The organism is Erythrobacter donghaensis, assembly GCF_002155425.1.
GTDB lineage: Bacteria > Pseudomonadota > Alphaproteobacteria > Sphingomonadales > Sphingomonadaceae > Erythrobacter > Erythrobacter donghaensis.
In genome coordinates, this window is sequence record NZ_MUYG01000010.1 from 198368 (window position 1) to 222091 (window position 23724).

A 23724-nucleotide genomic window follows, 5' to 3' on the forward strand; every position below is an offset into this window, starting at 1 on the left:
GTGAAGCGCCTCGCCTTCCTTCCGCTGCTGGCTCTTGCCGCCTGCGCCCAGCCTGCGCCCAAGCAGGCCGAGGCACCCTCGGCGCAGCCCTCGCTGGCGCGTGAGGCGGCGCGGATTGTGCCGCAGCGGCGCATTGCCACGCTCGATTACCTCATCGTCGACAAGTCCGAGCGGATGATGATCGGCTATGCCGGGGGGCAGCCGGTCAGGGTCTGGCGGGGGCTGCAATTCGGCGATGCGCCGCAGGGCCACAAGCGGTTCGAAGGGGACGAGCGCACGCCCGAGGGGCGCTACGTGATCGAGGGGCGCAATCCCGGCAGTGCCTATCACCTCAGCCTGAAAATCTCCTACCCCAACGCCGCCGACCGCGCCATTGCCGCGCAATATGGCCGCTCACCGGGGGGTGACATCTTCCTCCACGGCCAGCCCAACGGCTTGCCAGCGGGCCGGGTGCCGGGCGACTGGACCGACGGCTGCATCGCGCTCTCCAACGCCGAGATCGAGGAGCTGTGGCACATCGTTCCCGACGGGACGGTGATCGAAATCAGGCCGTGAGATCAGGTAACACGCTGTCTCTAGGCAGTTATACTTGACCTGATCCGGTTTTGTTCTATTCTCGTTCCAACATTGTTGGAGTCGAGTCGATGCTGACCTCCCCTACCAATGGCGCGAGCCATCAAGCCGATTTTGCCTATGACGTCGTCGATGACGGTGCCGGGCTTCCCGCCCGTGCCGCGATTTTCGGCGAGGATGAAGGCCTGCGCCACCAGATCGCGGCTGACCTTGGCGGCGCCGGGTTCCGGGCGATCGACGGGGGCGGATTGCGCGCGCTGCTCGAAGGGCCGATCGCGATGCTTGGCGATGTGGTGGTGGTCGATTGCCCGGTCACCGGCACGCGCGGGATCGACGGGATGATGCTCGCAGGTCTCGCGCGGCTCGATATGCGGGTGGCGCGCTCGGGCGCGAAGCTGATCGTGGCGACCAACATGGCGGGGCTGGATGATGTCTTCGCGGTGCTCGACCAGTCGAACCCGCAAATTCTGGTCTCGCCCAGTCGCGCCGAACGCGTGATCGCGGTTGGCCGGGTGATGGGCGAAGCGGGGGCGGCGCGCCTGCGCGAGATGGGCGAGGAAGACCGCGTGGCGCTGCTGCGCCTGTCGCAGCAGGTCGAGGCGATTGCCCATTCGCTCGACCGGATGGGCCATAGGCCTGCCGTTGCACCTGCCCCGTCATCCGATCGCACTCTTGGCGAGATGAAGCGCGATTATCGCGGGCCCGAAGGCGGGCTGGTGGCCGGGTTCGGCAGCACCCGTCCGGCCGATCATGGCTTCGGCCCCGCGCTCCCCGATCCGCAAGTGGTGCGTCAGATCATTGCCGGCCGTCAGGCGCGCAGCCGGTTCTTCGATGCCGCGCTGTTTGGCGATCCGGCATGGGATATGCTGCTCGATCTGACGGCGGCTCATGGCGAGGGCACGCAGGTCTCGGTCACGTCGCTGTGCATTGCCGCGGGCGTTCCCGCGACCACCGCGCTGCGCTGGCTGAGCCAGATGGTCGAAAGCGGCATCTTCCAGCGCGTGCCCGACCCGGCCGACCGCCGCCGCGCCTTCATCGCGCTGAGCGACAAGGCGATTGCGGCGATGTCGGCCTATTTCGCCAGCCTGCGCGCGCCGATCTTGCAGGCGGCCTGAGCGGCTGCCGGATCAGCAAGGCTTTCTGTAGCCTGCCTTGACCTCGGTGGTCATGCGGTGGGCGTAGATTTCGCGATCCCGTCCCGAAAGCGCGCTCAGCGTAGCAAGGTTGGCCTCGGCCATTGCGATTTCCCGTTCGGCCCGGAACGCGGCTTCGGCGCGGACGGCTTTGGCGAAAACCTCGGCGTCGAACGGCTCGGCCCATGCAGCCTGCGCCACCGCCTGCTGGTGAATACGCCACTCCTGCGGTTCGGACGAGGCGGCAAGCCGATCACGGGCCTGTACGGTGAGGATGACCTCGATCCCCGCAGGCGAAATGCACTCCGCAGCCAGATCGCGGCGATAGCGCTCTGCCTGCTGCTCATACCATTCCGAACCCGGGAGCGGCGCGGGCGGCGGGACCGGGCGCGGTTCGAACACGATTTGTGCAGCGAGCAACGGCACGAGCAAGGCAGACAATGGCATGGTTTGATGATCCCCTCTCAGGAAACGTCTCAGTCCGCCGCAGTCTCCGCGCTCCCGAAGCGGATCGCAAGCGTCATTCCGCTTGCCTCCCCGGCGCGGGTGAGCGGCAGCCGCCGTGCATCCGCCCGGGCCCTGGCTAGAATGGCGGCGGGCACGCCTTCTGCGATCAGCAGCGTATCGGCGACCCCGAGCAGCCGCGCCTCGCGCAGGGTGAGGTCTTCTGGATCGTCGGAGCGCAGCACGATCTCCACCACCCGGGCCGTATCTGGCGCAGGCGATGATACCTCGGCCCATGCGCTCACCCGCTCATGCGCGGCGGGGTCAAGTGGATCGAGCGGACCGCCCTCGCGCAAGGCGGCGTCCACCGCGCGGCGCCGGTCGGCACCGTCGGGAAAGCGCGCGCGCAAGGCTGGCCGCGCCGCCTCCAGCGCCCGCGCCAGCGCGCCCAGCGTCTGCGGCAGCACCTGCTCCAGCCGCAGCCGCACGTGTTTCGCCAGCCCCGCCGACGCGCCCCCCGTGCCGATCGCCACCAGCAGCGGGTCGCGGTCAAGGATCGAGGGCGTAGTGAAGTCGCACAGCTCGGGCCGGTCGACCACGTTGACCAGCATCCCGGCACAGCGCGCATTGATCGCCGCGACCTCGCAGGCAGCCGCGTCCTCATAGGCGATGAAGGCCAGCCGAACGCCTTCGTCAATCGCGCGGGCGAGATCGTCGACGATCACGCCGCCTGCGCGCTCGACCAGCCTCCGCTTGGGCTCGGCCGCCGGGCCATCGCCCAGCACCAGCACCTGCTGTCCGGTGATCTGGTGGAACAGCGGCAGGCTGGCGATTTTGCTCATGGAAGGCTCAGGCGAGCCATTCGGGCACGCGCTCGGCATCCATGATCGCGCCCGCTTCGATCCGGTCGGCGACCACGGCGAACCGGTCGCCATCGACCAGCACCTCGGCGACAAATCCGCGCGAATTGTAGGACGAGGCCATCGTCGCGCCGTAAGCCCCGGCGGTGCGGAACACCGCAAGCTCGCCAGCCGCCAGCGCATCGCACTCGCGGCCCATGGCGAAGGTGTCGCCGGTCTCGCAGATCGGGCCGACGATGTTCGCGGTCATGCGCGCGCCTTTGGGTTCGACCGCCTCGAAGTGGTGATAGGCTCCGTAGAGCGCGGGCCGCGCCAGATCGTTCATCGCCGCATCGACGATCACGAAGGGGTCCTTGATCCCGCGCTTCACCCGCACCACGCGGGTCAGCAGCACGCCCGCATTGCCCGCGATCACGCGGCCGGGCTCGAAGATCAGTTTGACCCCCCAGTCCTTGGTGACGCGGGCGACCATCGCGCCATATTCGGCAGGCGCAGGCAGCACCTCGCCGACCATATAGGGCACGCCAAGGCCCCCGCCGAGGTCGACGTGGGTAATCTCATGCCCTGCGCCGCGCAGCGCCCGCATCAGCTCGCCGAGCTTTTCGAAAGCCACCTCCAGCGGCGCAAGATCGGCCAGCTGGCTGCCGATATGCACCGCCACACCGCGCAGGTTCACGCCCGGCAGGCCCGCCAGCTTGCCGAAGATCTGCCCCGCCTCGCTGATCGGCACACCGAACTTGTTGTCGGCCTTGCCGGTCGAGATCTTGTCGTGCGTGCCCGCATCGACATCGGGGTTGATCCGCAGGGTGCACTGCGCCGTCATCCCGCGCGCGGCGGCGATTTCGGCGAGCTCGACGCCCTCTTCCTCGCTCTCGATATTGAACTGGCCGATCCCCGCTTCGAGCGCGGCGACCATCTCGGCAGCGGTCTTGCCCACGCCCGAGAAGACGATCATCTCCGGCGCGATCCCGGCTGCGAGCGCGCGGCGCATTTCGCCGACCGAGACGACATCCGCGCCCATGCCAGCCGCGCCGAGCACCTTGAGCACGGCGAGGTTGGGGTTGGACTTGACCGCAAAGGCGATCAGCTTGTCGGGCACATCGGCCAGCGCCTCGCGGAAGACGCGCGCGTGGCGTTCCAGCGTCGCGCGCGAATAGACATAGACCGGCGTGCCGACTGCGTCTGCGATCAGCGGCAGGGGTACGTCCTCGGCGTGCATCACGCCGTCACGAAGGGCAAAATGGTCCATGGGTCTCGTCTATTCCGGGGGGAGATCGAAGGGGTCGTCCTGCCGTTCTTCCGAGCGGCGGCGCAATTCCACAGAGCGTTCCGGCGCGGCGAGGGCATCGCGGCGCAGCAGTTCCTCGGCCGACGGGGTCGCCGCCGCGCCATAGGGCTTGTCGGGCAGGCTCGCGCCCTCGGGCGGGGTCAGCGGCGCTTCCGACCCGCAGGCGGCGAGCAGGGCGGCAAGGCCGAAAGTGGCGAAGTGGCGCATCATTCCTCCATGCCCAACGCGGCGCGCGCGCGGGCGACCTGCAAACGGACCTGATCGGGCGCGGTTCCGCCATAAGACGCGCGCGCCGCGACCGAGGCATCGACCGAGAGCGCAGCATAGACGCTTTCGTCGATCCGCGCATCGATCGCCTTCAAGTCGTCAATCGGCAGCTGGTCGAGCGCGATCCCGCGGCTTTCGGCGAGTTTCACGGCGGCCCCGGTGATGTGATGCGCCTCGCGGAACGGGATGCCTGCCTGCCGCACCAGCCAGTCGGCCAGATCGGTGGCGGTGGCATAGCCGAGTTCTGCGGCGGCGCGCATCCGGGCGGTGTTGAAGGTGGCGCCCGCGATCATCCCGGTCATCGCCGCGATGCTGAGGCCCATCAGCCCGGCGGCTTCGAACACCGGCGGCTTGTCGTCCTGCATGTCCTTGGAATAGGCGAGCGGCAGGCCCTTCATCGTGATCATCAGGCTGGTGAGGCTGCCGATCACCCGCCCGCTGTGCCCGCGCACCAGTTCGGCCGCGTCGGGGTTCTTCTTTTGCGGCATGATCGAAGAGCCGGTCGAGAGGCTGTCGGGCAGGCGGATGAAGCCAAAGGGCTGGCTCGCCCACAGGATCAGCTCTTCGGCAAGCCGCGACAAGTGCAGTGCGGTGGCCGAGCAGGCGTAGAGGAAATCCATCGCGAAATCGCGGTCGGAGACGGCGTCGAGCGAGTTGGCGGTGGGCCGGTCGAAGCCGAGCGCCTGCGCGGTCGTCTCGCGGTCGATCGGAAAGCCCGTGCCCGCCAGCGCTGCCGAGCCGAGCGGACATTCGTTCATCCGTGCCCTTGCATCGCTGATGCGCGCACGGTCGCGGCGGAACATCTCGTAATAGGCCATGAGGTGGTGGCCGAGCGTCACCGGCTGCGCGGTCTGCAAGTGGGTGAAGCCGGGCATGATGCTGCCCGAATGCTCACCCGCCCGCGTCACCAGCGCGCGTTGCAGCGCGGCGAGGCCTTCGTCCATCTGGGTGAAGGCATCGCGCACCCACAGGCGAAAATCGGTCGCGACCTGATCATTGCGGCTGCGCGCGGTATGGAGGCGCCCGGCGACCGGGCCGATCAGTTCGGCCAGCCGCGCCTCGGTGGTCATGTGGATGTCTTCGCGGTCCCAATCCTCGGGCACGCCGTCGCGCTCGTATTCGGCGGCAACCGCATCGAGGCCGTTGGCGATCACCAAAGCATCTTCGCCCGACACGATCCCCTGCGCGCCCAGCATGGCGACGTGCGCCTTGCTCGCGGCGATGTCCTGCCGCCACAGCGCCTTGTCGAAGGGGATCGAGGCGTTGATTTCGCGCATGATGGCGCTAGGGCCGTCAGCGAAGCGCCCGCCCCACATGGCGTTGGTCGTGCTGTTATCGGAGCCTGTCATGTCCCGCTCGCCGCTCATCCTTGCTGTCGCGCTCCTGCTGATCGGGGGCTGCGATAGGGCCGCCGAGGCCCCGGCGCAACCGGCCAGCGCAGGCGAGAGCACGCCGACGGGCGAAGTTGTGCGGCAATTTGCGGGAACGCCGCTGCCGGCGATGCAATTCGCCGATCCTGACGGGGCGACGCTCGATCTCGGCGCGCAGGATGGCCCGGTGCTCCTCAACCTCTGGGCCACATGGTGCGCGCCTTGCGTCAAGGAGATGCCGCAGCTCGATGCGCTGGCGGCGGAGCTGGGGGACGAGGTGCGGGTCGTCACCGTCAGTCAGGATGTGCGCGGGGCTGAGGTCGTCGCGCCATTCTTCGCCAAGGGCGGCTATGCCCGGCTGGAGCCGTGGCTTGATCCCGATGCGGCGCTGTCGGCCCAGTTCACCCCCGAAGGCGCGCTGCCGCTGACGATTCTGTTCGACGCTTCGGGCAAGGAAGTGCTGCGGGTGGCGGGGGCCTATGAATGGGACTCGCCCGAAGCCGCGGCGCTGGTGAGGGACGCGCTCAAAGCCTCGTAATCGGGCAGGGCGAGGCCGAGGGGGCCTAGCGGGAAACCGAACAGCCCGCTCATCAGCTGCGCCTGAATGCCGCGCGCGGGCCAGTGGCGCGACAGCGGGGCGAGCAACCGGTCGCGAAGGCTCGGCAGCATGCGCGATTCCGACTGGTAGAGCGGAGTGAAGGCCCGCGTCACGATCTGGTAAAGCCACACGTGATCGCGCCGCCAGCTTGTCGCCAGCCGCAGCTTTTCGCCAAGGGTGCGCCCCTCGGCGAGCCCGCGCGCAAGGCTCCACGCGTCCAGCAGCGCCATGTTCGCGCCCTGGCCGAGCTGCGGGCTGGCCGAGTGCCATGCGTCGCCGATGGCGATCATCCGCTCGATGACCGGGGCGGGGTGGGTGCGATGGGCATAACGCGCGAAGGTGAGCTGGCTGCGGTCCCCGATCCGGGCGAGCAAGCCTTCCAGCGCGGGCCACAGGCGCAGCACTTCGGCCTTCCAGTCATCCAGCGGCGTCTCGGCCCAGACCGGATAATCCTCGGCCTTCAGCGACCAGAAGAAGGCGACCTCCGGCCCCGCCGCCCCCGCGCGCTGGCCGATCGGCAGCACACCCGCCATCTGCGACGCGCGGCGGTAGCGCTGTTCGAGCAGATTGCCCGCAAAGGGATCGCCCGGTTCCAGAGGCAGGCTCGCCCACAGCGCGCCGAAGGGGAGAATGCCCTTGGGCGCGGGGTCGAAATGCGTGCGCCAGCCGCTCGCATCGACCACCAGATCGAAGCGCGAGCTGGCTTCGCGGCCTGCGAAGATCAGGCGGCGGCCCGCCGGCTCGCAAAGGCTGCCGGTGACGGCGTGATCGGCGTGCAAGGTGATCCCGGCCTGCGCGCTCGCCGCCTCAAGCAACACGCCGAACAGGCTGGCGCGGTGGATGCCGATGCCGAAAGCCCCCGGCAGGCCGAGCGCCGCATAGGGCGCATCGAGCACGCAGCGCCCGCGTTCCTCGATCCCCTCCAGCGCATCGATCCGCGCAGCCCGCCGCAGGATTTCCCCTGCCAGTCCCAGCGCGTCCAGCACTGCGAGCCCGCTCGGCTGGATCATCAGCCCCGATCCGACCGGGCCGGGTGCAAGGAACTGGTCGAAGATGTGGACGTCGTGCCCCTGCCGCGCCAGCAGCAGCGCGGCGGCCAGCCCCGCCGGGCCGCAGCCGATGACCGCAATGTCAAGCGGCTGCATCATGTGCCCCCTCGCGCCCCGTGCGCGGTTTTGTCTTATCCGCGGGCCTGCCCGATGCGAGTGAATTTCTTGCAAACTTGCGCGAATTCGGCGCGTCAGACGGTCAGCCGCTGGCCGATCCCTTCACCCATCCGCAGCGGGTCGCCCGGTTTAAGATCCTCGCGCCATGTCACGCGACCGGGCTCGAACAGCAGCACCACGGTCGAGCCGAGGTAGAAGCGGCCCATCTCCTCGCCCGGTGCGAAGACATGGCCAGCCCCGGCGAAATCCTCGTGCACCGGCGCGCTGGCATGGGTGCGGAACTGGTTGGGCCAGACCGTGTCGATCCCGGCGACGATCATCGCGCCGACCATGATGCTGGCGAAATGCCCGTCCGGCCCGTCGAACCGGCACGACAGCCGCTCGTTGCGGGCGAACAGCCGGTCGACCCCGCCCGCGGTGGCGGTGTTGACCGAATAGAGGTCGCCCGGAATATAGGTGGTCTCAGCCAGCGTGCCCGCGGCGGGCATGTGGACGCGGTGGTAATCCTTGGGGCTGAGGTAGATGGTGATGAAGCTGCCGCCTTCGAACCGCGCGGCGTCCTCGGCCCCGCAGCCGAGGATTTCGGCGACGCTGTAGTCGCGCCCCTTGGCCTGAATGATCCGCCCGCCACTGATCGGGCCAAGCTGGCTCACCGCGCCATCGGCGGGGGAGAGAATGGCTTGCGTGGCATCGGCCAGCGGACGCGCGCCGGGCTTTAGCTCGCGCGTGAAGAAGTCGTTGAAGCTTCTGAACTCCCCGATCCCGCGCGCCGCCTGCGACAGGTCGACGCCATAGGCCGCGACGAAGCGCCGGATCAGCCGGTCGCGCAGCCATGGCGTCTCGCTCGCGGCGATGCTTCCGGCAAGGCGCGAGAGGGCGTGTTGCGGGACGATATGCTGGAGCGCGATGAAGAGGGAGGACATGGGGCTGGCGCTAGAGCGGGGCGAGGGCGTGCGCAAGCGCGGCGGCGGGCGGAAGTCTTGTCACAGCGTCACCGTCTGCCCGCCATCGACCTTGATCGCGCTGCCGGTGATGAAACCCGCGCGTGGGCTAGCGAGGAAGGCGGCGATATCGCCGAACTCCTCCGGTCGCCCGAGCCGGCCTACCGGAATCGCCGCGATCGAGCGGGCGGTGACCTGTTCTTTCTCAAGCCCCTGCGCCGCCGCCATCCCGGCGTGGAGGCTGGAGAGGCGGTCGGTCGCGATCTGGCCGGGGAGCAGCAGGTTCACCGTCACTCCATCGCCAGCGACCTCGGCGGCGAGCGTCTTGCACCACGAAGCCAGCATCGCGCGCACCGCATTGGAGAGCACGAGGCCCGCGATCGGCGTAATCAGGCTGGTCGAAGCGACCGCGATGATCCGCCCGAAGCCGCGCTCGCGCATCGCGGGGAGGAAGGCTTGGGCGAGCGTCAGCTGCGCATCGAACATCCGCGGCATCACGGCGGCAAAATCGGCAGGGGTGGTGGTCGCCGCCGCGCCGGTCGGCGGGCCGCCTGCGTTGAGAAGGAGGATATCGAGCGAGCGCCCGGTGGCGCGCACCTTGGCGATGATCGCTTCGGGCGCGGCGGGATCGTCGAGATCGGCGGCAATATGCGCCAGCGCGCCCTCAGGCCCTTGATCCGAACGCGCGACGGTGATGACCTCCGCGCCCTCCGCCGCCAGCGCTGCGGCAATCGCGCGGCCCAGCCCCTTGCTCGCGCCGAGCACCAGCGCGGTCTTCCCGCCGAGTTGCAGATCCATGTCCGTGTCCCTCCTGTCCGCGCCCCGGCGCTCAGGCCCCGGCGGGCGAGCCGCTGTCCTGATCCTCGGGGATGGGAATCGGTGTCGCCGCGCAGACGGTGCGCAGGGCCGATTTCAATCCTTCCTCGATGGTGGGGTGGTAGAAGGGAAAGGCCAAGACCTCGGTCGCGGTCATCCCCTGTTCGATCACCCAGGCGAGCAGGTGGCCGAGGTGTTCGGCCCCCGGCGCGGCGATGTCCGCGCCGATCAGCACGCCATCGGGCGCGGCGGCGTAGAGCGTAAGCGCGCCTTCGTTGCGCGCCTCGACCCTTGCGCGGCCCTGATTGCCGTAATCGGTGTAGCCGCTGACCGCGCCATCGGCCTCGGCCTTGCCGATGCTGACGATCGGCGGCTCGGTGAAGATGATGCTGAAGGGCACGTGGCGCTCGGTGCGGACCGGGGCGGGCAGGGCGGCCGCGTTGCGCCCGGCAATGGCGCCGTCGTGCGAGGCTTCGTGCAGCAGCGGAATATCCGCCGCGACATCGCCCGCGATGAAGACCGCGCTCTCGCCGCAGCGCATCGTTGCGCGGTCGTGGCAGGGCACGCCCTTGTCGTCGCATTCGAGCCCGGCCTTGGTGAGATCGAGCGTGTCGAGGATCGGCGTGCGCCCTACGGCGACCAGCAGCCGGTCGAACCGCGCGGTGCCGGAGCTTGCGCCCTTCCACGTCACCGCGACCTCGTCACCCTCACGCGAGGGCGTGATATCGACCCCGAGATGGAGGTCGATGTCCTCGGCGATGATGTCCTTCATCGCCTTGTGGACGCGCGGGCAGCGGATTTTCGCTATCGTGTCGGCCTTGTCGAACAGCGACACCTCAACGCCGAGGTGGGCGAAGGCCTGCGCCAACTCCAGCCCGATCGCGCCGGAGCCGACCACCGCGAGGCGGCGCGGCAGCTTCTCAAGCTCGAAGACATTCTCGTTGGTGAGCGCAAGGTCGCCCAGCGCCGCGAAGGCATCGGGCATGACCGGGCGCGATCCCGTGGCGATAACGATGGCGCGCGCCTTCACGCGCTGGCCATTGTCCAGTTCCAGACTGTCGGGGCCGGTGAAGCGCGCCATCGCCTCGATCCGGATGCCATCGGGGATTTTCGCGATTGATTCGCGCGTCAACCGGACGAAGCGGTCGCGCTCGGCCCGCACGCGCTCGAACAGCGCGGCCTCGTCGATCGTCACCCCTGCGGTGCGAATGCCAAAACTGTCGGCGCGCGCGACCGCGTGACGCGCCTTGGCGGCGGCGATCAGCAGCTTGGAGGGCATGCAGCCGACCGTGGCGCAGGTCGTGCCCGCAAACGCCGGGTCGATCAGCAACGTGGTCGCACCGTTCTTGCGCGCGGCGCGCTCGGCGGCGAGCCCGGCGGTGCCCGCGCCGATCACCGCGACATCGCAGGTCAGCGTTTCATTATCCGTCATGCGCTCACCCATGTTCGGCGCGATGCTTGTCGAGCACCTTCTCGACCTTCTCCAAGGCCTCGAGGATTTCTTCCGACCAGCCGCCGGGGGGCAGCTCGCGCGCGGCGGTATGCGCGGCGCAGACCAGCGGCGTGTCGGCCCATTCGGCAGCGATCCGCCGCGCCCAGTTCGCATAGGCATCCGCGGCCCCCGCTTCGTTCTTCAGCGCCTTGCCCAGCGCCGGGTGGAAGCGCATCCGCGGCTCGGGCAGCACGGCTTCGATAAGGCTCGGCGGGGCGAGCACCATGATTGTGTCATCGACGTGGACGATCCGGCTCGCCCGGTGGCGCACCAGCACCGAGGCAGTATGGACACTCTTGTCATCGGGCACGAAGTCGAGCCCATCGGGGACGGAGAATTCGAGATCCTCGGCGAATTCGGCCTGCGCGGCGGGGTCTTCGATCACCCCGCGCTCCCATTCGAGCTCGCTCACTTCGTCACGGTGGCGCGCGGTGCCGATCAGCCGCGCATCGGGCAGCAGCTTGGCCATCGCGGTGCAGTGGATGGTGTGGAAGGGGTGAACGTTGATGATCGCATCGACCAGTCGGCCACCCTCCGTCAGGGCGAGCAGGCTGGTGCGGTCCGCATCGTCGATATCGTAGCTGTCGAGCACCAGAAAGCGCCCGTTCGCGCGCCGGACGAGCGACATCTGCGTGCCGATATCGACCACCTTGGCGATCTTGAAAGACCCTCTGAAGTTCCAGAAATCGTGATGATGCTGCTGCACGCGCTGCTCCCGTTCTTGTTTCGTGTCTTGCAGGAACAAGAGCGCAGCCTTCGGGGTGTTCCGTCCGGGCGCGGATTTAACCGAAAGCCGTTGGGGCGCGGCAGGCCGGTTTGGCGGCCTTGAAAGGCCGGGACCATGGTGGGCGGTGACGGGCTCGAACCGCCGACCCTCTCGGTGTAAACGAGATGCTCTACCAACTGAGCTAACCGCCCCACGCTTGGCGATACGCGGCGCGGTTTAGCCGTGTCCGCGCGCCGGTCAAGTGTGGTAGATAGGCCGCGCGATGACCATTCACACGCATCTCAATGATGGTACCCCCGTGTGCATCCGCCGGGTGCGGGCCGAGGACGAGGCGCGGCTGCGCGACGGGATCGCGCAGCTTTCGCCCCAGTCGCGCTATCTGCGGTTCTTTTCCGGGATGCGCGAGCCGCCGCCGCAGGTGCTGCGCGCGCTGGCGAGCCCCGATGGCCACGATCACATCGCCTGGGGCGCGCTGCGCAGCGATTCTGCCGATACGCCTGCGCTGGGCGTGGTCCACGCCTTCCGCGATGCCGATGATCCCGACATGGCGGAGTTCTCGGTCGCGGTGATCGACGAATACCACGGGCGCGGCCTCGCGCGGCTGCTGACCGCGGTGCTGCTGCTCGATTGCGCGCGCGAGGGGCTGGCGCAGTTCACCGTTCACGTCCTCCCCGAAAACCGCCCCGCGCTGACGCTCGCCCGCTCGCTCGGGGCGGAAGGGGTGGGATATGCAGCGGGGGTCTCGGTGCTGGAGATCGACATCGCCGCAGCGCTGGCGGCGCTCAGGGCCGAGAGGGACGTGCCGGGGCTGGCGGCGGTGTTCGACCAGTTCGACGCCGAGGCCTAGGCGCGGGCGGTGCGGGCGGCTAGGGCGGGGGCATGAGCAAGACCCCTCGCATCCTCGTCCTCGGCACCGGCGGCACGATTGCGGGCGCGGGCGCGGGCGGGACGGGGGCGGCCTATCGTCCTGGGGGCCTCGCGCTGGAGGTGCTGGTTGGCCACCTCGCCGATCTGGGCCTCGCGGTGGACTTGCTCCCGCAGGAGGTCGCGCGGATCGGTTCGCAGGACATCGGTTTTGCCGAGTGGCAGGCGCTCCACGCCGCCTGTGCGGGCGCGATGGGCGATCCGGCGGTGGACGCGGTGATCATCACCCACGGCACCGACACGGCGGAGGAGACTGCCTTCCTGCTCGACCTCACCTTGCCGACGACGAAGCCCGTGGTGCTGGTCGGCGCGATGCGCCCCGCCGATGCGGTGGGGGCGGACGGGATGCGCAACTTCGCCAACGCGGTGAAGGTCGCGGGTGATGGGCAAGCGGCGGGGCGCGGGGTGATGCTGGTGATGGGCGACGCGGTGCTCGCCGCGCGCGATGCGCGGAAGGCCGCGACCTCGGCGGTCGATGCCTTCAGGAGCTTCCCGCGCGGCCCCCTCGCACGGGTGACCCCGGCGCGGATCGACTGGTTCGGCCCGCCGCACCGCGAGGGCGAGCTTGCGCGCTTTGCCTTCCCGGCGGCGTTGCCGCGCGTCGCGATCCTCACCGCGGGCGCGGGGATGGACGAACAGCCGGTCGAGGCGCTGCTCGGCATCGGCGCGAAGGGCATCGTCCTCGCCGGGATGGGGCAGGGCAATGCGCCGCGCGTCGTGATCGAAGCCCTCGCCTGCGCGGCGGCAAGCGGCGTCCCGGTGGTGCGCGCAACCCGGGTCGACGAGGGGCTCGTCGACCGCAATGTCGAGGTCGATGATGACGCGCTGGGGCTGGTGGCGGCCCGCGCGCTCGGCCCGGCCAAGGCGCGGGTGCTGCTGATGGTGCTGGTGGCGAACGGGATTACAGATGCGGCGAGCGTGCAGGCGGCGTTTGACGCGGGGTGAGGCGATCATTGCCCCCGATGCGCCACCGCTTCCTTACATATTCCAACCAGATGCGCTAACCCCCCGCCAGAAACCGGGAGGCAGCCTCCACCCGCCAAAGACAAAGTGAGCCTTCCCCATGTTCGACGAACCCGGTTTCTCGATGGATGACGAGCTGGACCCGGACGCAACCTTGCTGGAAACCTTCGTCTATTGCAGCCGCGCCGCCGAGGGTGTCGATGCCGATGAGGTCAGCCGTCTTGTCGCGTTCTCTCAAGCTCGCAATGTCGCCCGCGGCATTACCGGCGTGCTGGTCTTCGGCAGCGGCGTGTTCTTCCAATGGATCGAAGGGCCGCCTGCCGAGGTGCGAACGCTGATCGCCAATCTGCATGGCGACACGCGGCATTTCGATATCGTCACGCTCGACCAGAGCGTCGATATGCGGGAGCGCCTCTATCCGCATTGGGACATGGAGCCGGTCGAGGCCGATGACCTGCGCGAAGTGCTGGAAAGCGCGCTCGAGAGCGCCGAGGACGACAGCAATGTCGCAGCGCTGCAACGCATTCTGGGACAGCTCGCATCGGGGCCGTTCCCGTCGATCGGGCGCAGCTGACGGGGGCCATGGCCACACCCCATCCGTCGCCCCGTGTCTAGCACGGGGCGACGACGGTGGGACAAATCACCCCCAGGGCGTGACCAGATATTTCTCGCCGGTCTTCATCTGGCGGTAGTCGCAGATTGCGTCCTTCTCCAGCATCTCCTCCAGCGTCACCTTGGCCTTGTAATGCGAGGCGAAGGTGGTGGTGAGGTTGTCGATCACGCGCTTGCGCATCCGCACCACGGTTTCCATGCCCGCGCGGGCGAGGAACGGGGTGAGCAGCCAGCCCGCCACGCTCCATTGCAGCCCGTAGGACGGCGTCAGGATCGTCGGCGAGAGGTCGAGACGGCCGTAGATGTACATCTTCTTCTGCTGGTTCGAGCCGTAGCGCGAAAACTCGCTCATCTGGCTTACCGCGACCTGCTCCATCGCCTTCAGCACGCCATCGCTCGCCTGCCCGCCGCCGATCGGATCGAAGCCGAGGAAGGCCCCGGTCTCGGCAATCGCGGCGCGCAGGTCGGCCATGTAGGTCGGGGCCGAGGAGTTCACGACATATTGCGCGCCCTGCGACTTCAGGAGTTCGACGTGGCTCTCGCTGCGCACGATGTTGACCAGCTTCATCCCGTCCTCGATGCAGATGCGGTTGAGCATTTGGCCGAGGTTGGAGGCGGCGGCGAGGTGGACGATAGCCGAGTGGCCTTCCATCTTCGCGGTCTCGACAAAGCCGAGCGCGGTCATCGGGTTGACGAAGCTCGAGGCGCCGACCTCTGCCGAATGGTCGCCCAGCGGCAGGCACATCATCGCATCGGCGATGGCATACTGGCTGAAGGCATGGCCCGGAACGCAGGCGACGCGCTGGCCCATCAACGCCTTGGCCATGTCGCCGTCACCCGTGGCGACGACAGTGCCCGCGCCTTCGTTGCCCGCCGGAAGCCGCTGCCCGTGGCGCGCCTTGTTGCCGGTGAGGAAGGGCTCGGGCATCTCGGCGACGACCTTGCCGGGGGTGTAGTCGGCAGTGGCGAAATCGGCGGCGCTGGTGAGGATCGCGAGATCGGAAGGGTTGATCGGCGCGGCCTCCATCTTGACCAGCACCTGATTGCCGGTCGGCGCGGGGAAGGTGCTTTCCGCCACCTCCAGCGTCAGCTTGCCGTCGGCGGTGAGGGTGGTGAAAAGCTGCTTTCCGGTGGTCATCCTGCCTGTCCTTCTTGTTGTTCGAGGTTACGCTACCGCTACGCTCGCAATGACGAGAAGGCTAGGGTGACCTTACGTCAGGTCCTGCGGATAGGTCGCCTCGACGAAATAGAGCCCGTGCGGCGGCGCGTTTAGCCCGAGCGCGCCGCGATCCCGCGCCGCGAGCGCCTCGGCGATGCGGCTCTCGGCCCATGTCCCCGCGCCCACCAGTTTGAGGCAGCCCACCATGCTCCTCACCTGATGGTGCAGAAAAGAGCGCGCGGCGGCGTGGATATGGATTTCCTCGCCGGCACGCTCGACCCGCAGCTCGTCGAGCGATTTCACCGGATCGGCGGCCTGACAATGGACCGAACGGAAAGTGGTGAAGTCATGCCGCCCCACCAGCGCCTGCGCGGCGCGGTGCATCGCGTCTGCATCGAGCGGCTGGGGCACGTGCCACGCCTTGTCGCGCAGCAGCGTCAGCGGGGCGCGGCGATTGACGATGCGGTAGAGATAGCGCCGCCCGGTGCAGGAAAAGCGCGCGTGCCAATCATCCGGCACCACCTCGCAGGCCGTCACCGCGATGGGATCGGGGCGCAGCTGCGCGTTGAGCGCGGCGGCGAGGCGGAAGGGGTCGAAGGGTTTCTCCACATCGACATGACTGCGCATCGCCAGCGCATGGACGCCCGCATCGGTGCGCCCGGCCGAATGCATCACAACGCGCTCGCCCGTGATCCGGTGCAGCGCATCCTCGATGGATTGCTGCACGCTCGGCCCGTGGCTCTGGCGTTGCAGCCCGAAGAAGGGCGTGCCGTCGAATTCGAGCGTGAGGGCAAAGCGGGTCATCGGTAAGGCGCGGCAGCAAGGGACATGCCGCCGCCCTTAGTCGATGACGATACCTTCGGGAAGCGGCGAGGCGGTGCAGATCGCCTGACTGATCTCGACCCCGCGCGTGGCAGTCGTCACCGCGCGCTCCATCGTCATGCTGTCGAGATCGACCAGCAATTGATTGACCACGCCGTTGCCGTTGCGGCTGTAGGAGCCGATCTTGTCGCCCTGCCACCCCATCGCGCAATCGGGCTGTCCGGGATCGCACAGGTCGCGGGCATAGTTGCGGAACGAGGAATAGCTCTTCAACCCGCCAGCGTAGATGATGAAGAAATGCCGCGTGGTGTTGCCCGCCGCCGTCTTGCTGACGCATTCGATATACTGGTCTTCGGGCGGGTTGCTGCGGGTGGGCGACAGGCTGGTGGTGGTCACCGAAATGGCCCCGCCGCCGCTCGGCGCGCTGGTTGCGGGCTCGCCCTGCTGGGTTTGTCCGCAGGATGCCAGGGCCATCACGCACAGGCCCGCCAGAGTGATCGATCGCATTGCCGCGCCCCCCTTTACTTCGACGGGGCGGTGATCCCATCCGCCGCGATCGGGGTCAATGGGGGGAGGGCGGCTATGGGATGACAATGCCTGTTAGTACCGGGTTCCCGCGCAGAAAATCGCCGCGCGCCATCGCCGGCTTGCCTGCGCGCTGGAGCCTGACCGGCCGGATCGCGCCCGTGCCGCAGGCGATGGCTAAGTCGTTGTCGAGCACGGTGCCCGGTGCACCCTTGCCCTCGACTACCTCGGCGAGCAGCAGCTTCACGCGCTCGCCTTCCAGCTCGAACCACGCGCCGGGGAAGGGGGCGAGGCCGCGCACCTTGCGCTCAATCACCTCGGCGGGCTGCGCCCAGTCGATCCTGGCCTCGGCCTTGTCGATCTTGGGGGCGGAGATCGCCGCGCTGTCATCCTGCGGCTCGGGCGGGAAGGCGGCGAGGTCGGCCAGCACCTCCACCATCGCCGCCGCGCCCACCGCACCCAGTTCCTCGAACAGCTCGCCCGTGGTCTTGCGCCCGATCGGCACGGTCACTGTGTGGAGCATCGGCCCGGTATCCAGCCCCGCTTCCATCTGCATGATCGTGACGCCCGTCTCGGCGTCGCCCGCCATCACCGCGCGGTGGATCGGCGCCGCCCCGCGCCAGCGCGGCAGCAGGCTGGCGTGGATGTTGAGGCAGCCGTGGCGGGGCGCGTCCAGCACCGGCTGCGGCAGAATCAGGCCATAGGCTGCAACCACCGCAACATCGGCCTGCAAGGCGGCGAGTTCCGCCTGCTCGGCCTTGCCCTTCAAAGACTTGGGGCTTCGCACCGGCACCCCCAGCCGCTCGGCTTCGATCTGCACGGGGGAGGGCATCAGCTTCTTCCCCCGCCCCGCCGGACGCGGCGGCTGGGTGTAGACGCAAGCGACGTCGTACCCCGCCTCGTGCAGCGCCCGTAGCGCCGGCACCGCGAAATCGGGCGTTCCCATGAAGATGATGCGCACTAGATAACGTCCGTTCGCCCTGAGCCTGTCGAAGGGCCGTCCTTACTTTCGACCACGGAAAAGAAAAGAGCAGCCCTTCGACAAGCTCAGGGCGAACGGTTAGGAGAGAGGCATGGCATCGCAAGAGATCGAAGCTCTGAGTTCCGCGCTGGCCCGGCTGCCAGGCCTCGGCCCGCGTTCGGCGCGGCGCGCGGTGCTGTGGCTGGTCAAGCACCGCGAGTCTGCACTCCCCGCGCTGCTTGAGGCACTGGCGGGCGTCGCCGAGACGCTGGTCGAATGCCAGACCTGCGGCAATGTCGACACGCGCGACCCTTGCGCCATCTGCGCCGACCCGCGCCGCGACGCGCGGTCCTTGTGCGTGGTGGAGGAAGTCTCCGACGTCTGGGCACTCGACCGTTCGCGGCTTTTTCCCGGACGCTACCACGTTCTCGGCGGCAGGCTTTCGGCGCTCGACGGCATCGGCCCCGACAATCTCAACATCGCCAGCCTGCTCGCCCGGGTGGAGGGCGGCGCGGTAGACGAAGTGGTGCTCGCGATGAATGCCACGCTCGAAGGCCAGACCACCGCGCACTACATCGCCGAGCGCCTCGAAGCTCACCCGGTGCGCGTCACGCAGCTTGCGCATGGGTTGCCGGTGGGAGGAGAGCTCGACTATCTCGACGAGGGCACGCTGGCGCAGGCCCTGCGGGCAAGGCGGCCTGTTCAATAGCGAGGTGAGTCCCCGCGTAGGCGGGGACCTCTTTCGTTTTGGCCTGAGGTCCCCGCCTGCGCGGGGACTCACTTGAGGTTTTGGCTCGCGCGCACTAAATCGCATGCATGGCTATCCGCGAAATCCTTGAAGTGCCGGACCCCCGGCTGAAAACCATCTCGACCCCGGTCGAACCGCACGAGTTCGGCGACGATCTGCGCACGCTTGTCGAAGACATGTTCGAGACGATGTATGATGCCCCCGGCATCGGCCTCGCCGCGATCCAGGTCGGCGTGCCCAAGCGGGTGCTGGTGATCGACCTCCAGCCCGACGATCCCGACGCGCCGCCGGTGGAATGCTCGCACGACGGCCACAAGCACACGCACCCCGCCACGAAGAAGGAACCGCGGGTGTTCATCAACCCCGTGATCCTCGATCCGGCGGACGAGCTTTCGACCTATCAGGAAGGCTGCCTCTCGGTCCCCGAGATCTACGCCGATGTCGATCGCCCGGCGACCTGCCGCGTGCGCTATCAGGATCTGGACGGCAACACCCACGAGGAAGCGCTCGAAGGGCTGATGGCGACCTGCCTGCAGCACGAGATGGACCACCTCGAAGGCATTCTCTTCATCGACCACCTTTCGCGCCTCAAACGCGCGATGGTGCTGAAGAAGCTCGAGAAAATCCGCCGGGCGGCGTAGCGGCATGATCGCCGAGATCGCAGATTGGGTGGGGACCGCACTGCCGATCCTGCTGCTCTTTCCGCTGGTCTGGCTGGTCGGCGGCTTCCTGCTCGAGTCGATCGACCCCCGCGACCCGCGCGACGAACCGCCCCGCACGGCTGCGAACGCCCTCGGCGATGCTGCCGCATGGCTGTTCGTGATGGGGTTGTGCAGTTACATGGTCGTCGGCGAATGGCAGGCGCAGGACCGAAGCTGGTTCTGGCTCGGCTTGCTGTCGTTGGCACTCATTGAAGCGCTGTTCAAGCTCGTCAGCCTGCTGCGCGAAGCGCGCCGGCTGGCGGCACAGGGAGCGCCCGAGCCCCGGATGTGATCGCGGGCTCGTCCGGACCGCTCCCCACCGCACGCCGCAGTCCAGTTAGGCGGCCTGCATCATTCCGTTCAGCGCCTTGAGGCAATCGTCGGCACATTCGCGGCACATCTGCGCGCAGCGGCGACAATGGTCGTTGTCGTGCTTGCTGCATTCCTCGATGCACTGTTCGCAGGCCGTGATGCAGGCGCGCAGCTGCGCTTCGATCACGGCGACATTGCCGCCGGTGCGCCGCGTGGCGACGCGGTAGGTCGCGGTGCAGATGTCGGCGCAATCCATGCAGGTGCGGATGCAGGCGCTCATGTCGCCCTTCTCGGCGGAGCAGGCATCGGCGCAAGAGTTGCAGATCGCGGCGCAATACATCGCGTGGCGCACCGCCTCGGCCAGCGCTTCGTTGTAGTCGGCACCGACCTGCGGGTGCTCGGCGATCATTTCCTTGATGGACATATCGATTCTCCTTGCTGCCCATTCCAAGCGGAGCGCGGCGGCATTGTTCCCCTTTTTGCGCGATTCATGGGCTTGGCGGGCGATCATGTTCAGGCTATGTTCCGCCGATGACCGATCTTGTCCTGCCGCTCGCCATCCTTCTTATCGGGCTCGCCCTCGGCATGGCCGCGGGCTGGTTTTTCGGCGCGCGCCCGCTTGCCGATTTGCGCCAGCGGCTCGCCGATGCCGAGCGCTCAGGGGGTGAGCGCGAGGCCGAGTTCAAGCGCGCCGTTGCCGAGCTGGGCGAGGCGCGGATCGAGGTCGCGACGCTGGGCGAGCGCGCCGCGCGGGCGGACGGGTTGGCGCAGCAGCTCGATGCCGCGCGTGAGGAAAATTCCCGCTTCCGCGCCGAGCGTGCCGCTTTCGAGGAGCAGAAGCGGCTGCTGGAAGAATCGCGCGCAAACCTGCTCAAGGAATTCGAGAACACCGGCGCACAGGTGTTGAATCGCGCGCAGGAGGCTTTCCTCAAGCGCGCCGAGGAACGGCTCGGCCATTCCGAAAAGGCGAGCGAGGAGAAGCTGAAGGCGCTGCTTTCGCCGGTGGGCGAGAAGCTGGCGAATTACGAGCGGCAGGTCGCCGATCTGGAAGCCAAGCGCACCGATGCCTTCGGGCAGCTGGCGGGTCTGATCCAGTCGATGAAGGAAGGGCAGGAACAGGTGCGGCGCGAGGCGCAGCGGCTGGGCAATTCGCTCACCAACGCCCCCAAGGCGCGCGGGCGCTGGGGGGAGCGGGCGCTGCAGAACCTGCTTGAACAATGCGGGCTGGCGCAGCACACCGACTTCATCATGGAGCACTCGATCGACACCGAAGAGGGCCGGCTGCGCCCCGATGCGATCATCAATGTGCCCGGCCAGAAGAAGCTGGTGATCGATTCCAAGGTCTCGCTCAACGCCTATCAGGCCGCCTTCGAGGCCGATGACGACGCGGTGCGCAAGCAGCAGATGGAGCTTCACGCGAAGTCGATGCGCAACCACGTGCAGACGCTGGGCGCGAAAAGCTACCAGAGCCAGTTCGAGGAAGCGCCCGATTACGTCATCATGTTCGTCCCCGGCGAACATTTCGTCACCGCGGCGCTCGAAGCCGATCCGACGTTGTGGGATTTCGCTTTCGAGCGCCGGGTGCTGCTGGCGACGCCGACCAACCTCGTCGCGATTGCGCGCACCGTGGCGCAGGTCTGGCGGCAGGACGGGTTGGCGAAGGAAGCGCAGGCCATCGGCCGGATGGGGGCGGAACTCTATGATCGCCTCGCGACCGCCGCCGAGCACCTGAAGCGCGTGGGCGGCGGGCTTGAGAGCGCGGTCAACAATTACAACAAGTTCGTCGGCAGCTTCGAGCGCAATGTGCTGTCCTCTGGGCGGCGGCTGGCGGAGAAGGGTGTCGAGATCGGCAAGCGCGAGATCGACGAGGTGCCGCTGGTCGCGAGCGCGCCGCGCTACAATGCCGAAGATGTTGCAGCGCTCGAAGCGCCTGATATGCTGGACGAAAGCGAGAAGCGCGACGCGGCGGAGTAAGGCGGATGAATGACGGCGGTGCGGGCTGGCATTTGGCCCAGATCAACATCGGCAAGATGGTCGCGCCAAAGGGCGCTCCGGTTGTGCAGCCGTTCTTCGATGCGCTCGACCGGATCAACGCCATCGCTGATGGCCTCCCCGGTTTCGTCTGGCGGCTTCAGAGCGACAGCGGCGACGCCACCGACTTCGAAGTCGCCGCCGCTGATCCGCTGCTGCTGGTCAACATGTCCGTGTGGCAAGACGCCGAGAGCCTGTTCGATTTCGTCTACCGCTCGGCTCACACCCCCGAAATGGCGCGGCGGCGCGAGTATTTCCATCGTTTCGAGGGTGCCTATCAGGCCTTGTGGTGGGTGCCCGCGGGCCACCGTCCGAGCATCGACGAGGGCCTGTCGCGCCTGTGGATGCTCGACCGCTACGGCCCGACCCCGCAGAGCTTCACCTTCAAGGCGCGCTTCCCCAAGCCGGGCGAGGGGACGCCGCCAGTCGATATGAAGCCCGATCCGTGGTGCATCGGCAACGTGTGAGGCCGGACTTTCCTACTCGCGCTTGGCGGGCCATCACATGGCCCGCTCTTTCGCATCGTCCGCCCCGACGTCCGCCCCCGACCTCCGTGTTCGCGCTGGCAGAAGAGGCCTCGTTACCCTGTCCGTCCGCTTTTCAAATTACGGATCAAATAATTGAATTCATGTGATAATATGATCAGGATTGAAGCGGACACTGTGTCACCTTTGTAACGCTTATTCCAGCCCCGCCAGCACTTCGTAAGCGAGCACCGCGCCTGCCACAGCGGCATTCAGCGAATCCGCGCGGCCTTTCATCGGCATGGTGACACGCAGGTCGCAGGCCGTCTCGTAATCCTCGGGCAGGCCTTGCGACTCGTTGCCGACCAGAATGAAGCACGGCGCGGCGTAGGGCGCTCCGCGATAGGGCACCGCATCGCGCAAGGACGCTGCGACCAACTGGCCCGATCCGCCGCGCAGCCATGGCAGGAACTCCTCCCACCTCGCCTGTGCCAGCCCCACCGTAAAAACGGCCCCCATACTGGCGCGCACGGCCTCGGCGCTGAAGGGGTCGGCGCAGTCGTCGATCAGGATCAGCCCGCCCGCACCCACCGCATCGCAGGTGCGCAGCATCGTGCCGAGGTTGCCCGGATCACGCAGCGCCTGCGCGGCGAGCCAGATCGGCGCGGCGCTGCGGTCGAGCGCGGCGAGGCCGGTGTTCCACTCGTCGAACACCCCCGCGACCGCCTGCGCATTCTCCTTTCCGGTGATCTTGGAGAGGATATCGGGCGTGGTCGCGATCACCTCGCCGCCTGCCGCCATGACGTCAGCCTCGAGCCGTTCGAGTAGCGGGTGTTCGCGCCCCTCGGCCATCACCAGCGTCTGCGGCACGCGGCCCGAGGCGCGTGCGTCCTCGAGCAACCGCAGCCCCTCGACCAGAAACTGGCCCGCGCGCTTGCGGTGCTTCTTGTCCCGCAGGCTCCGCAGGTATTTGACCGTCGGATTGGAAAAGCCGGTGATGTGCTTGCGCATGGCAGGCCGCCTACGCCAACGCGGGCGCTGGCACTAGTCCTCGCCGAAGCCGTCGGCGATCAGCGCGACGAGATCGGCAAGCACGTTTTGCGCATTCTCGCCCTCGACCGCGACTTCGACCGTGTCGCCCTTGGCCGCGCCTAGCATCATCAGCCCGAGGATCGAGCCGCCCGCCGCGCTGTGCGGGGCCTTGCTGACGGTGACCTTCAGGCCATCGGGCAGCGCGGCGACCGCGCCGACGAACTTGGCGCTCGCCCGGGCGTGGAGGCCCCGGCGGTTGACGATTTCGACGCTCTGCCGTGCTTCCCCCACCCGCGGTTCGCCCTCAGGCCTTGGCCCGCGCCGGGGCGGTGTCCTGCCCCAGCAGCTCGCTGGCGATGGTGATGTAGTTGCGCCCGGCGGTCTGCGCAGCATGGACCGCGGCGGTCACGTCCATCGCCTTGCGCGCACCGGCGAGGCGGATCAGCATCGGCAGGTTGATCCCCGCGATCACCTCGACATGGCCCGCATCGAGCAGCGAGATCGCGAGGTTCGACGGGGTGCCGCCGAACAGGTCGGTGAGGATGATGACGCCCGTGCCCGCGTCCACCGCGGCAATCGCCTCGGCGATGTCGGCGCGGCGCTGTTCCATGTCGTCATGCGGGCCGATGCAGACCGTGACGATGCCCTCTTGCGGGCCGACAACGTGCTCCATCGCCTCGACGAATTGGTCCGCGAGGCGGCCATGGGTTACCAGGATCAAGCCGATCATGCGTGAATAGGGGTCCGTTAACTTCCCACCCGGGGCGGGTGCCTTACGCGTTTCTACGCTGACCG

The 23724-nt window shown here is 68.0% G+C and carries 29 protein-coding genes and 1 tRNA gene; 11 read left to right on the forward strand and 19 right to left on the reverse strand.

Features of this window, described 5'->3' with window-relative positions; genetic code table 11:
• The gene (locus BZF59_RS09335; protein WP_086607988.1) at window positions 1-555 is read left to right on the forward strand and encodes a L,D-transpeptidase family protein; all 555 of its coding nucleotides are present in this window, start codon (window positions 1-3) and stop codon (window positions 553-555) included.
• An 89-nt stretch (window positions 556-644) separates the two neighbouring features.
• Window positions 645-1688 (forward strand): helix-turn-helix domain-containing protein, encoded by a 1044-nt coding sequence (locus BZF59_RS09340; RefSeq protein ID WP_086607989.1) that lies wholly within the window; start codon window positions 645-647, stop codon window positions 1686-1688.
• Window positions 1689-1700: 12 nt separating this feature from the next.
• Here BZF59_RS09340 and BZF59_RS09345 read toward each other — a convergent pair whose 3' ends face one another.
• From BZF59_RS09345 to argH, 5 genes are read right to left on the reverse strand one after another with little or no spacing between them, the layout of a single operon-like run.
• Complete coding sequence (locus tag BZF59_RS09345) at window positions 1701-2153, reverse strand: hypothetical protein (RefSeq protein ID WP_143738135.1); 453 nt, start codon at window positions 2151-2153, stop codon at window positions 1701-1703.
• A gap of 29 nt (window positions 2154-2182) precedes the next feature.
• A complete protein-coding gene (locus tag BZF59_RS09350; RefSeq protein ID WP_086607991.1) occupies window positions 2183-2992 on the reverse strand; it encodes a precorrin-2 dehydrogenase/sirohydrochlorin ferrochelatase family protein in 810 nt (269 codons plus the stop codon).
• Window positions 2993-2999: 7 nt separating this feature from the next.
• A complete protein-coding gene (lysA, locus tag BZF59_RS09355; RefSeq protein WP_086607992.1) occupies window positions 3000-4259 on the reverse strand; it encodes a diaminopimelate decarboxylase in 1260 nt (419 codons plus the stop codon).
• A gap of 9 nt (window positions 4260-4268) precedes the next feature.
• Complete coding sequence (locus BZF59_RS09360; protein ID WP_425429575.1) at window positions 4269-4505, reverse strand: hypothetical protein; 237 nt, start codon at window positions 4503-4505, stop codon at window positions 4269-4271.
• The gene (gene argH, locus BZF59_RS09365; protein WP_086608408.1) at window positions 4505-5881 is read right to left on the reverse strand and encodes an argininosuccinate lyase; all 1377 of its coding nucleotides are present in this window, start codon (window positions 5879-5881) and stop codon (window positions 4505-4507) included. The genes BZF59_RS09360 and argH overlap by 1 nt, the downstream gene beginning before the upstream one ends.
• 31 nt (window positions 5882-5912) lie before the next feature.
• Here argH and BZF59_RS09370 point away from each other — a divergent pair, with 31 nt between their 5' ends.
• The gene (locus tag BZF59_RS09370; protein WP_169712062.1) at window positions 5913-6473 is read left to right on the forward strand and encodes a TlpA family protein disulfide reductase; all 561 of its coding nucleotides are present in this window, start codon (window positions 5913-5915) and stop codon (window positions 6471-6473) included.
• On the opposite strand, the gene BZF59_RS09375 is transcribed toward BZF59_RS09370, so the two are convergent.
• From BZF59_RS09375 to BZF59_RS09400, 6 genes are all read right to left on the reverse strand, one after another.
• Window positions 6413-7681, reverse strand: coding sequence for an FAD-dependent oxidoreductase (locus BZF59_RS09375; RefSeq protein ID WP_342744118.1), 1269 nt, complete (start codon window positions 7679-7681; stop codon window positions 6413-6415). The genes BZF59_RS09370 and BZF59_RS09375 overlap by 61 nt on opposite strands.
• 92 nt (window positions 7682-7773) lie before the next feature.
• The gene (gene asd / locus BZF59_RS09380; protein WP_086607994.1) at window positions 7774-8622 is read right to left on the reverse strand and encodes an archaetidylserine decarboxylase; all 849 of its coding nucleotides are present in this window, start codon (window positions 8620-8622) and stop codon (window positions 7774-7776) included.
• Between the two features lie 60 nt (window positions 8623-8682).
• Complete coding sequence (locus BZF59_RS09385) at window positions 8683-9438, reverse strand: SDR family oxidoreductase (RefSeq protein WP_086607995.1); 756 nt, start codon at window positions 9436-9438, stop codon at window positions 8683-8685.
• Between the two features lie 31 nt (window positions 9439-9469).
• The gene (locus tag BZF59_RS09390) at window positions 9470-10888 is read right to left on the reverse strand and encodes a dihydrolipoyl dehydrogenase (protein WP_086608410.1); all 1419 of its coding nucleotides are present in this window, start codon (window positions 10886-10888) and stop codon (window positions 9470-9472) included.
• Window positions 10889-10892: 4 nt separating this feature from the next.
• Window positions 10893-11654 (reverse strand): hypothetical protein, encoded by a 762-nt coding sequence (locus BZF59_RS09395; RefSeq protein WP_143738136.1) that lies wholly within the window; start codon window positions 11652-11654, stop codon window positions 10893-10895.
• A 136-nt stretch (window positions 11655-11790) separates the two neighbouring features.
• Window positions 11791-11866: transfer RNA gene (locus tag BZF59_RS09400), tRNA-Val, on the reverse strand.
• Between the two features lie 71 nt (window positions 11867-11937).
• Here BZF59_RS09400 and BZF59_RS09405 point away from each other — a divergent pair.
• The 3 genes from BZF59_RS09405 (at window position 11938) to BZF59_RS09415 (ending at window position 14136) form a co-directional block, all read left to right on the forward strand.
• Window positions 11938-12522, forward strand: a complete 585-nt coding sequence (locus BZF59_RS09405) for a GNAT family N-acetyltransferase (RefSeq protein ID WP_245806096.1) — start codon at window positions 11938-11940, stop codon at window positions 12520-12522.
• Window positions 12523-12554: 32 nt separating this feature from the next.
• Window positions 12555-13544, forward strand: a complete 990-nt coding sequence (locus BZF59_RS09410; RefSeq protein WP_086607998.1) for an asparaginase — start codon at window positions 12555-12557, stop codon at window positions 13542-13544.
• A 118-nt stretch (window positions 13545-13662) separates the two neighbouring features.
• Window positions 13663-14136, forward strand: a complete 474-nt coding sequence (locus BZF59_RS09415) for a BLUF domain-containing protein (protein WP_086607999.1) — start codon at window positions 13663-13665, stop codon at window positions 14134-14136.
• A 66-nt stretch (window positions 14137-14202) separates the two neighbouring features.
• On the opposite strand, the gene BZF59_RS09420 is transcribed toward BZF59_RS09415, so the two are convergent.
• The 4 genes from BZF59_RS09420 to fmt all read right to left on the reverse strand — a co-directional run bounded on the left by BZF59_RS09420 (window position 14203) and on the right by fmt (window position 17641).
• Entirely contained in the window at window positions 14203-15312 is a 1110-nt protein-coding gene (locus BZF59_RS09420; RefSeq protein ID WP_086608000.1) for a zinc-binding dehydrogenase, read from the reverse strand.
• Window positions 15313-15384: 72 nt separating this feature from the next.
• Window positions 15385-16137 carry a tRNA pseudouridine(38-40) synthase TruA gene (gene truA / locus BZF59_RS09425; RefSeq protein WP_086608001.1) on the reverse strand — a complete coding sequence of 251 codons (753 nt, stop codon included), beginning with the start codon at window positions 16135-16137 and terminating at the stop codon, window positions 15385-15387.
• A gap of 36 nt (window positions 16138-16173) precedes the next feature.
• Window positions 16174-16662 carry a hypothetical protein gene (locus tag BZF59_RS09430; protein ID WP_143738137.1) on the reverse strand — a complete coding sequence of 163 codons (489 nt, stop codon included), beginning with the start codon at window positions 16660-16662 and terminating at the stop codon, window positions 16174-16176.
• Window positions 16663-16735: 73 nt separating this feature from the next.
• Window positions 16736-17641, reverse strand: a complete 906-nt coding sequence (gene fmt, locus BZF59_RS09435) for a methionyl-tRNA formyltransferase (protein ID WP_086608003.1) — start codon at window positions 17639-17641, stop codon at window positions 16736-16738.
• Between the two features lie 112 nt (window positions 17642-17753).
• On the opposite strand from fmt, the gene recR reads away from it, so the two are divergent.
• The 3 genes from recR to BZF59_RS09450 all read left to right on the forward strand — a co-directional run bounded on the left by recR (window position 17754) and on the right by BZF59_RS09450 (window position 19382).
• On the forward strand, window positions 17754-18350 hold the full coding sequence (gene recR, locus BZF59_RS09440) for a recombination mediator RecR (RefSeq protein WP_086608004.1): 597 nt from the start codon (window positions 17754-17756) through the stop codon (window positions 18348-18350).
• A 107-nt stretch (window positions 18351-18457) separates the two neighbouring features.
• Entirely contained in the window at window positions 18458-19030 is a 573-nt protein-coding gene (locus tag BZF59_RS09445; RefSeq protein WP_086608005.1) for a peptide deformylase, read from the forward strand.
• Between the two features lie 4 nt (window positions 19031-19034).
• Window positions 19035-19382, forward strand: a complete 348-nt coding sequence (locus BZF59_RS09450) for a hypothetical protein (protein WP_086608006.1) — start codon at window positions 19035-19037, stop codon at window positions 19380-19382.
• Between the two features lie 45 nt (window positions 19383-19427).
• Here the strand turns inward: BZF59_RS09450 and BZF59_RS09455 are convergent, their stop codons facing one another.
• Window positions 19428-19826: a four-helix bundle copper-binding protein gene (locus BZF59_RS09455; RefSeq protein ID WP_086608411.1), complete on the reverse strand. Its 399-nt coding sequence runs from the start codon at window positions 19824-19826 to the stop codon at window positions 19428-19430.
• A 107-nt stretch (window positions 19827-19933) separates the two neighbouring features.
• Here BZF59_RS09455 and BZF59_RS09460 point away from each other — a divergent pair, with 107 nt between their 5' ends.
• Window positions 19934-21376, forward strand: a complete 1443-nt coding sequence (locus BZF59_RS09460) for a DNA recombination protein RmuC (protein WP_086608007.1) — start codon at window positions 19934-19936, stop codon at window positions 21374-21376.
• A gap of 5 nt (window positions 21377-21381) precedes the next feature.
• Window positions 21382-21900, forward strand: a complete 519-nt coding sequence (locus BZF59_RS09465) for a DUF3291 domain-containing protein (RefSeq protein WP_086608008.1) — start codon at window positions 21382-21384, stop codon at window positions 21898-21900.
• Between the two features lie 213 nt (window positions 21901-22113).
• Here BZF59_RS09465 and BZF59_RS09470 read toward each other — a convergent pair whose 3' ends face one another.
• Genes BZF59_RS09470 through BZF59_RS09480 form a run of 3 tightly spaced genes read right to left on the reverse strand, consistent with a single transcriptional unit; the run spans window position 22114 to window position 23659 of the window.
• Window positions 22114-22908, reverse strand: coding sequence for a TrmH family RNA methyltransferase (locus tag BZF59_RS09470; RefSeq protein ID WP_086608009.1), 795 nt, complete (start codon window positions 22906-22908; stop codon window positions 22114-22116).
• Between the two features lie 33 nt (window positions 22909-22941).
• Entirely contained in the window at window positions 22942-23220 is a 279-nt protein-coding gene (locus BZF59_RS09475) for an HPr family phosphocarrier protein (RefSeq protein WP_086608010.1), read from the reverse strand.
• Window positions 23221-23233: 13 nt separating this feature from the next.
• Window positions 23234-23659: a PTS sugar transporter subunit IIA gene (locus tag BZF59_RS09480; RefSeq protein ID WP_086608011.1), complete on the reverse strand. Its 426-nt coding sequence runs from the start codon at window positions 23657-23659 to the stop codon at window positions 23234-23236.
• Between the last annotated feature and the right edge of the window lie 65 nt (window positions 23660-23724).

Bases quoted from the DNA above. Each gene is read 5' to 3' on its own strand.
- recR (WP_086608004.1), top strand. From the start codon at position 17,754: ATGGCATCGCAAGAGATCGAAGCTCTGAGTTCCGCGCTGGCCCGGCTG.
- BZF59_RS09340 (WP_086607989.1), top strand. From the start codon at position 645: ATGCTGACCTCCCCTACCAATGGCGCGAGCCATCAAGCCGATTTTGCC.
- argH (WP_086608408.1), bottom strand. From the start codon at position 5,881: ATGTGGGGCGGGCGCTTCGCTGACGGCCCTAGCGCCATCATGCGCGAA.
- BZF59_RS09445 (WP_086608005.1), top strand. From the start codon at position 18,458: ATGGCTATCCGCGAAATCCTTGAAGTGCCGGACCCCCGGCTGAAAACC.
- BZF59_RS09465 (WP_086608008.1), top strand. From the start codon at position 21,382: ATGAATGACGGCGGTGCGGGCTGGCATTTGGCCCAGATCAACATCGGC.
- BZF59_RS09350 (WP_086607991.1), bottom strand. From the start codon at position 2,992: ATGAGCAAAATCGCCAGCCTGCCGCTGTTCCACCAGATCACCGGACAG.
- BZF59_RS09420 (WP_086608000.1), bottom strand. From the start codon at position 15,312: ATGACCACCGGAAAGCAGCTTTTCACCACCCTCACCGCCGACGGCAAG.
- asd (WP_086607994.1), bottom strand. From the start codon at position 8,622: ATGTCCTCCCTCTTCATCGCGCTCCAGCATATCGTCCCGCAACACGCC.
- BZF59_RS09360 (WP_425429575.1), bottom strand. From the start codon at position 4,505: ATGCGCCACTTCGCCACTTTCGGCCTTGCCGCCCTGCTCGCCGCCTGC.
- BZF59_RS09385 (WP_086607995.1), bottom strand. From the start codon at position 9,438: ATGGATCTGCAACTCGGCGGGAAGACCGCGCTGGTGCTCGGCGCGAGC.
- BZF59_RS09410 (WP_086607998.1), top strand. From the start codon at position 12,555: ATGAGCAAGACCCCTCGCATCCTCGTCCTCGGCACCGGCGGCACGATT.
- BZF59_RS09470 (WP_086608009.1), bottom strand. From the start codon at position 22,908: ATGCGCAAGCACATCACCGGCTTTTCCAATCCGACGGTCAAATACCTG.
- BZF59_RS09375 (WP_342744118.1), bottom strand. From the start codon at position 7,681: ATGATGCAGCCGCTTGACATTGCGGTCATCGGCTGCGGCCCGGCGGGG.
- BZF59_RS09415 (WP_086607999.1), top strand. From the start codon at position 13,663: ATGTTCGACGAACCCGGTTTCTCGATGGATGACGAGCTGGACCCGGAC.
- BZF59_RS09460 (WP_086608007.1), top strand. From the start codon at position 19,934: ATGACCGATCTTGTCCTGCCGCTCGCCATCCTTCTTATCGGGCTCGCC.
- BZF59_RS09390 (WP_086608410.1), bottom strand. From the start codon at position 10,888: ATGACGGATAATGAAACGCTGACCTGCGATGTCGCGGTGATCGGCGCG.
- lysA (WP_086607992.1), bottom strand. From the start codon at position 4,259: ATGGACCATTTTGCCCTTCGTGACGGCGTGATGCACGCCGAGGACGTA.
- BZF59_RS09450 (WP_086608006.1), top strand. From the start codon at position 19,035: ATGATCGCCGAGATCGCAGATTGGGTGGGGACCGCACTGCCGATCCTG.
- BZF59_RS09405 (WP_245806096.1), top strand. From the start codon at position 11,938: ATGACCATTCACACGCATCTCAATGATGGTACCCCCGTGTGCATCCGC.
- BZF59_RS09345 (WP_143738135.1), bottom strand. From the start codon at position 2,153: ATGCCATTGTCTGCCTTGCTCGTGCCGTTGCTCGCTGCACAAATCGTG.
- BZF59_RS09430 (WP_143738137.1), bottom strand. From the start codon at position 16,662: ATGCGATCGATCACTCTGGCGGGCCTGTGCGTGATGGCCCTGGCATCC.
- BZF59_RS09480 (WP_086608011.1), bottom strand. From the start codon at position 23,659: ATGATCGGCTTGATCCTGGTAACCCATGGCCGCCTCGCGGACCAATTC.
- BZF59_RS09370 (WP_169712062.1), top strand. From the start codon at position 5,913: ATGTCCCGCTCGCCGCTCATCCTTGCTGTCGCGCTCCTGCTGATCGGG.
- BZF59_RS09455 (WP_086608411.1), bottom strand. From the start codon at position 19,826: ATGTCCATCAAGGAAATGATCGCCGAGCACCCGCAGGTCGGTGCCGAC.
- truA (WP_086608001.1), bottom strand. From the start codon at position 16,137: ATGACCCGCTTTGCCCTCACGCTCGAATTCGACGGCACGCCCTTCTTC.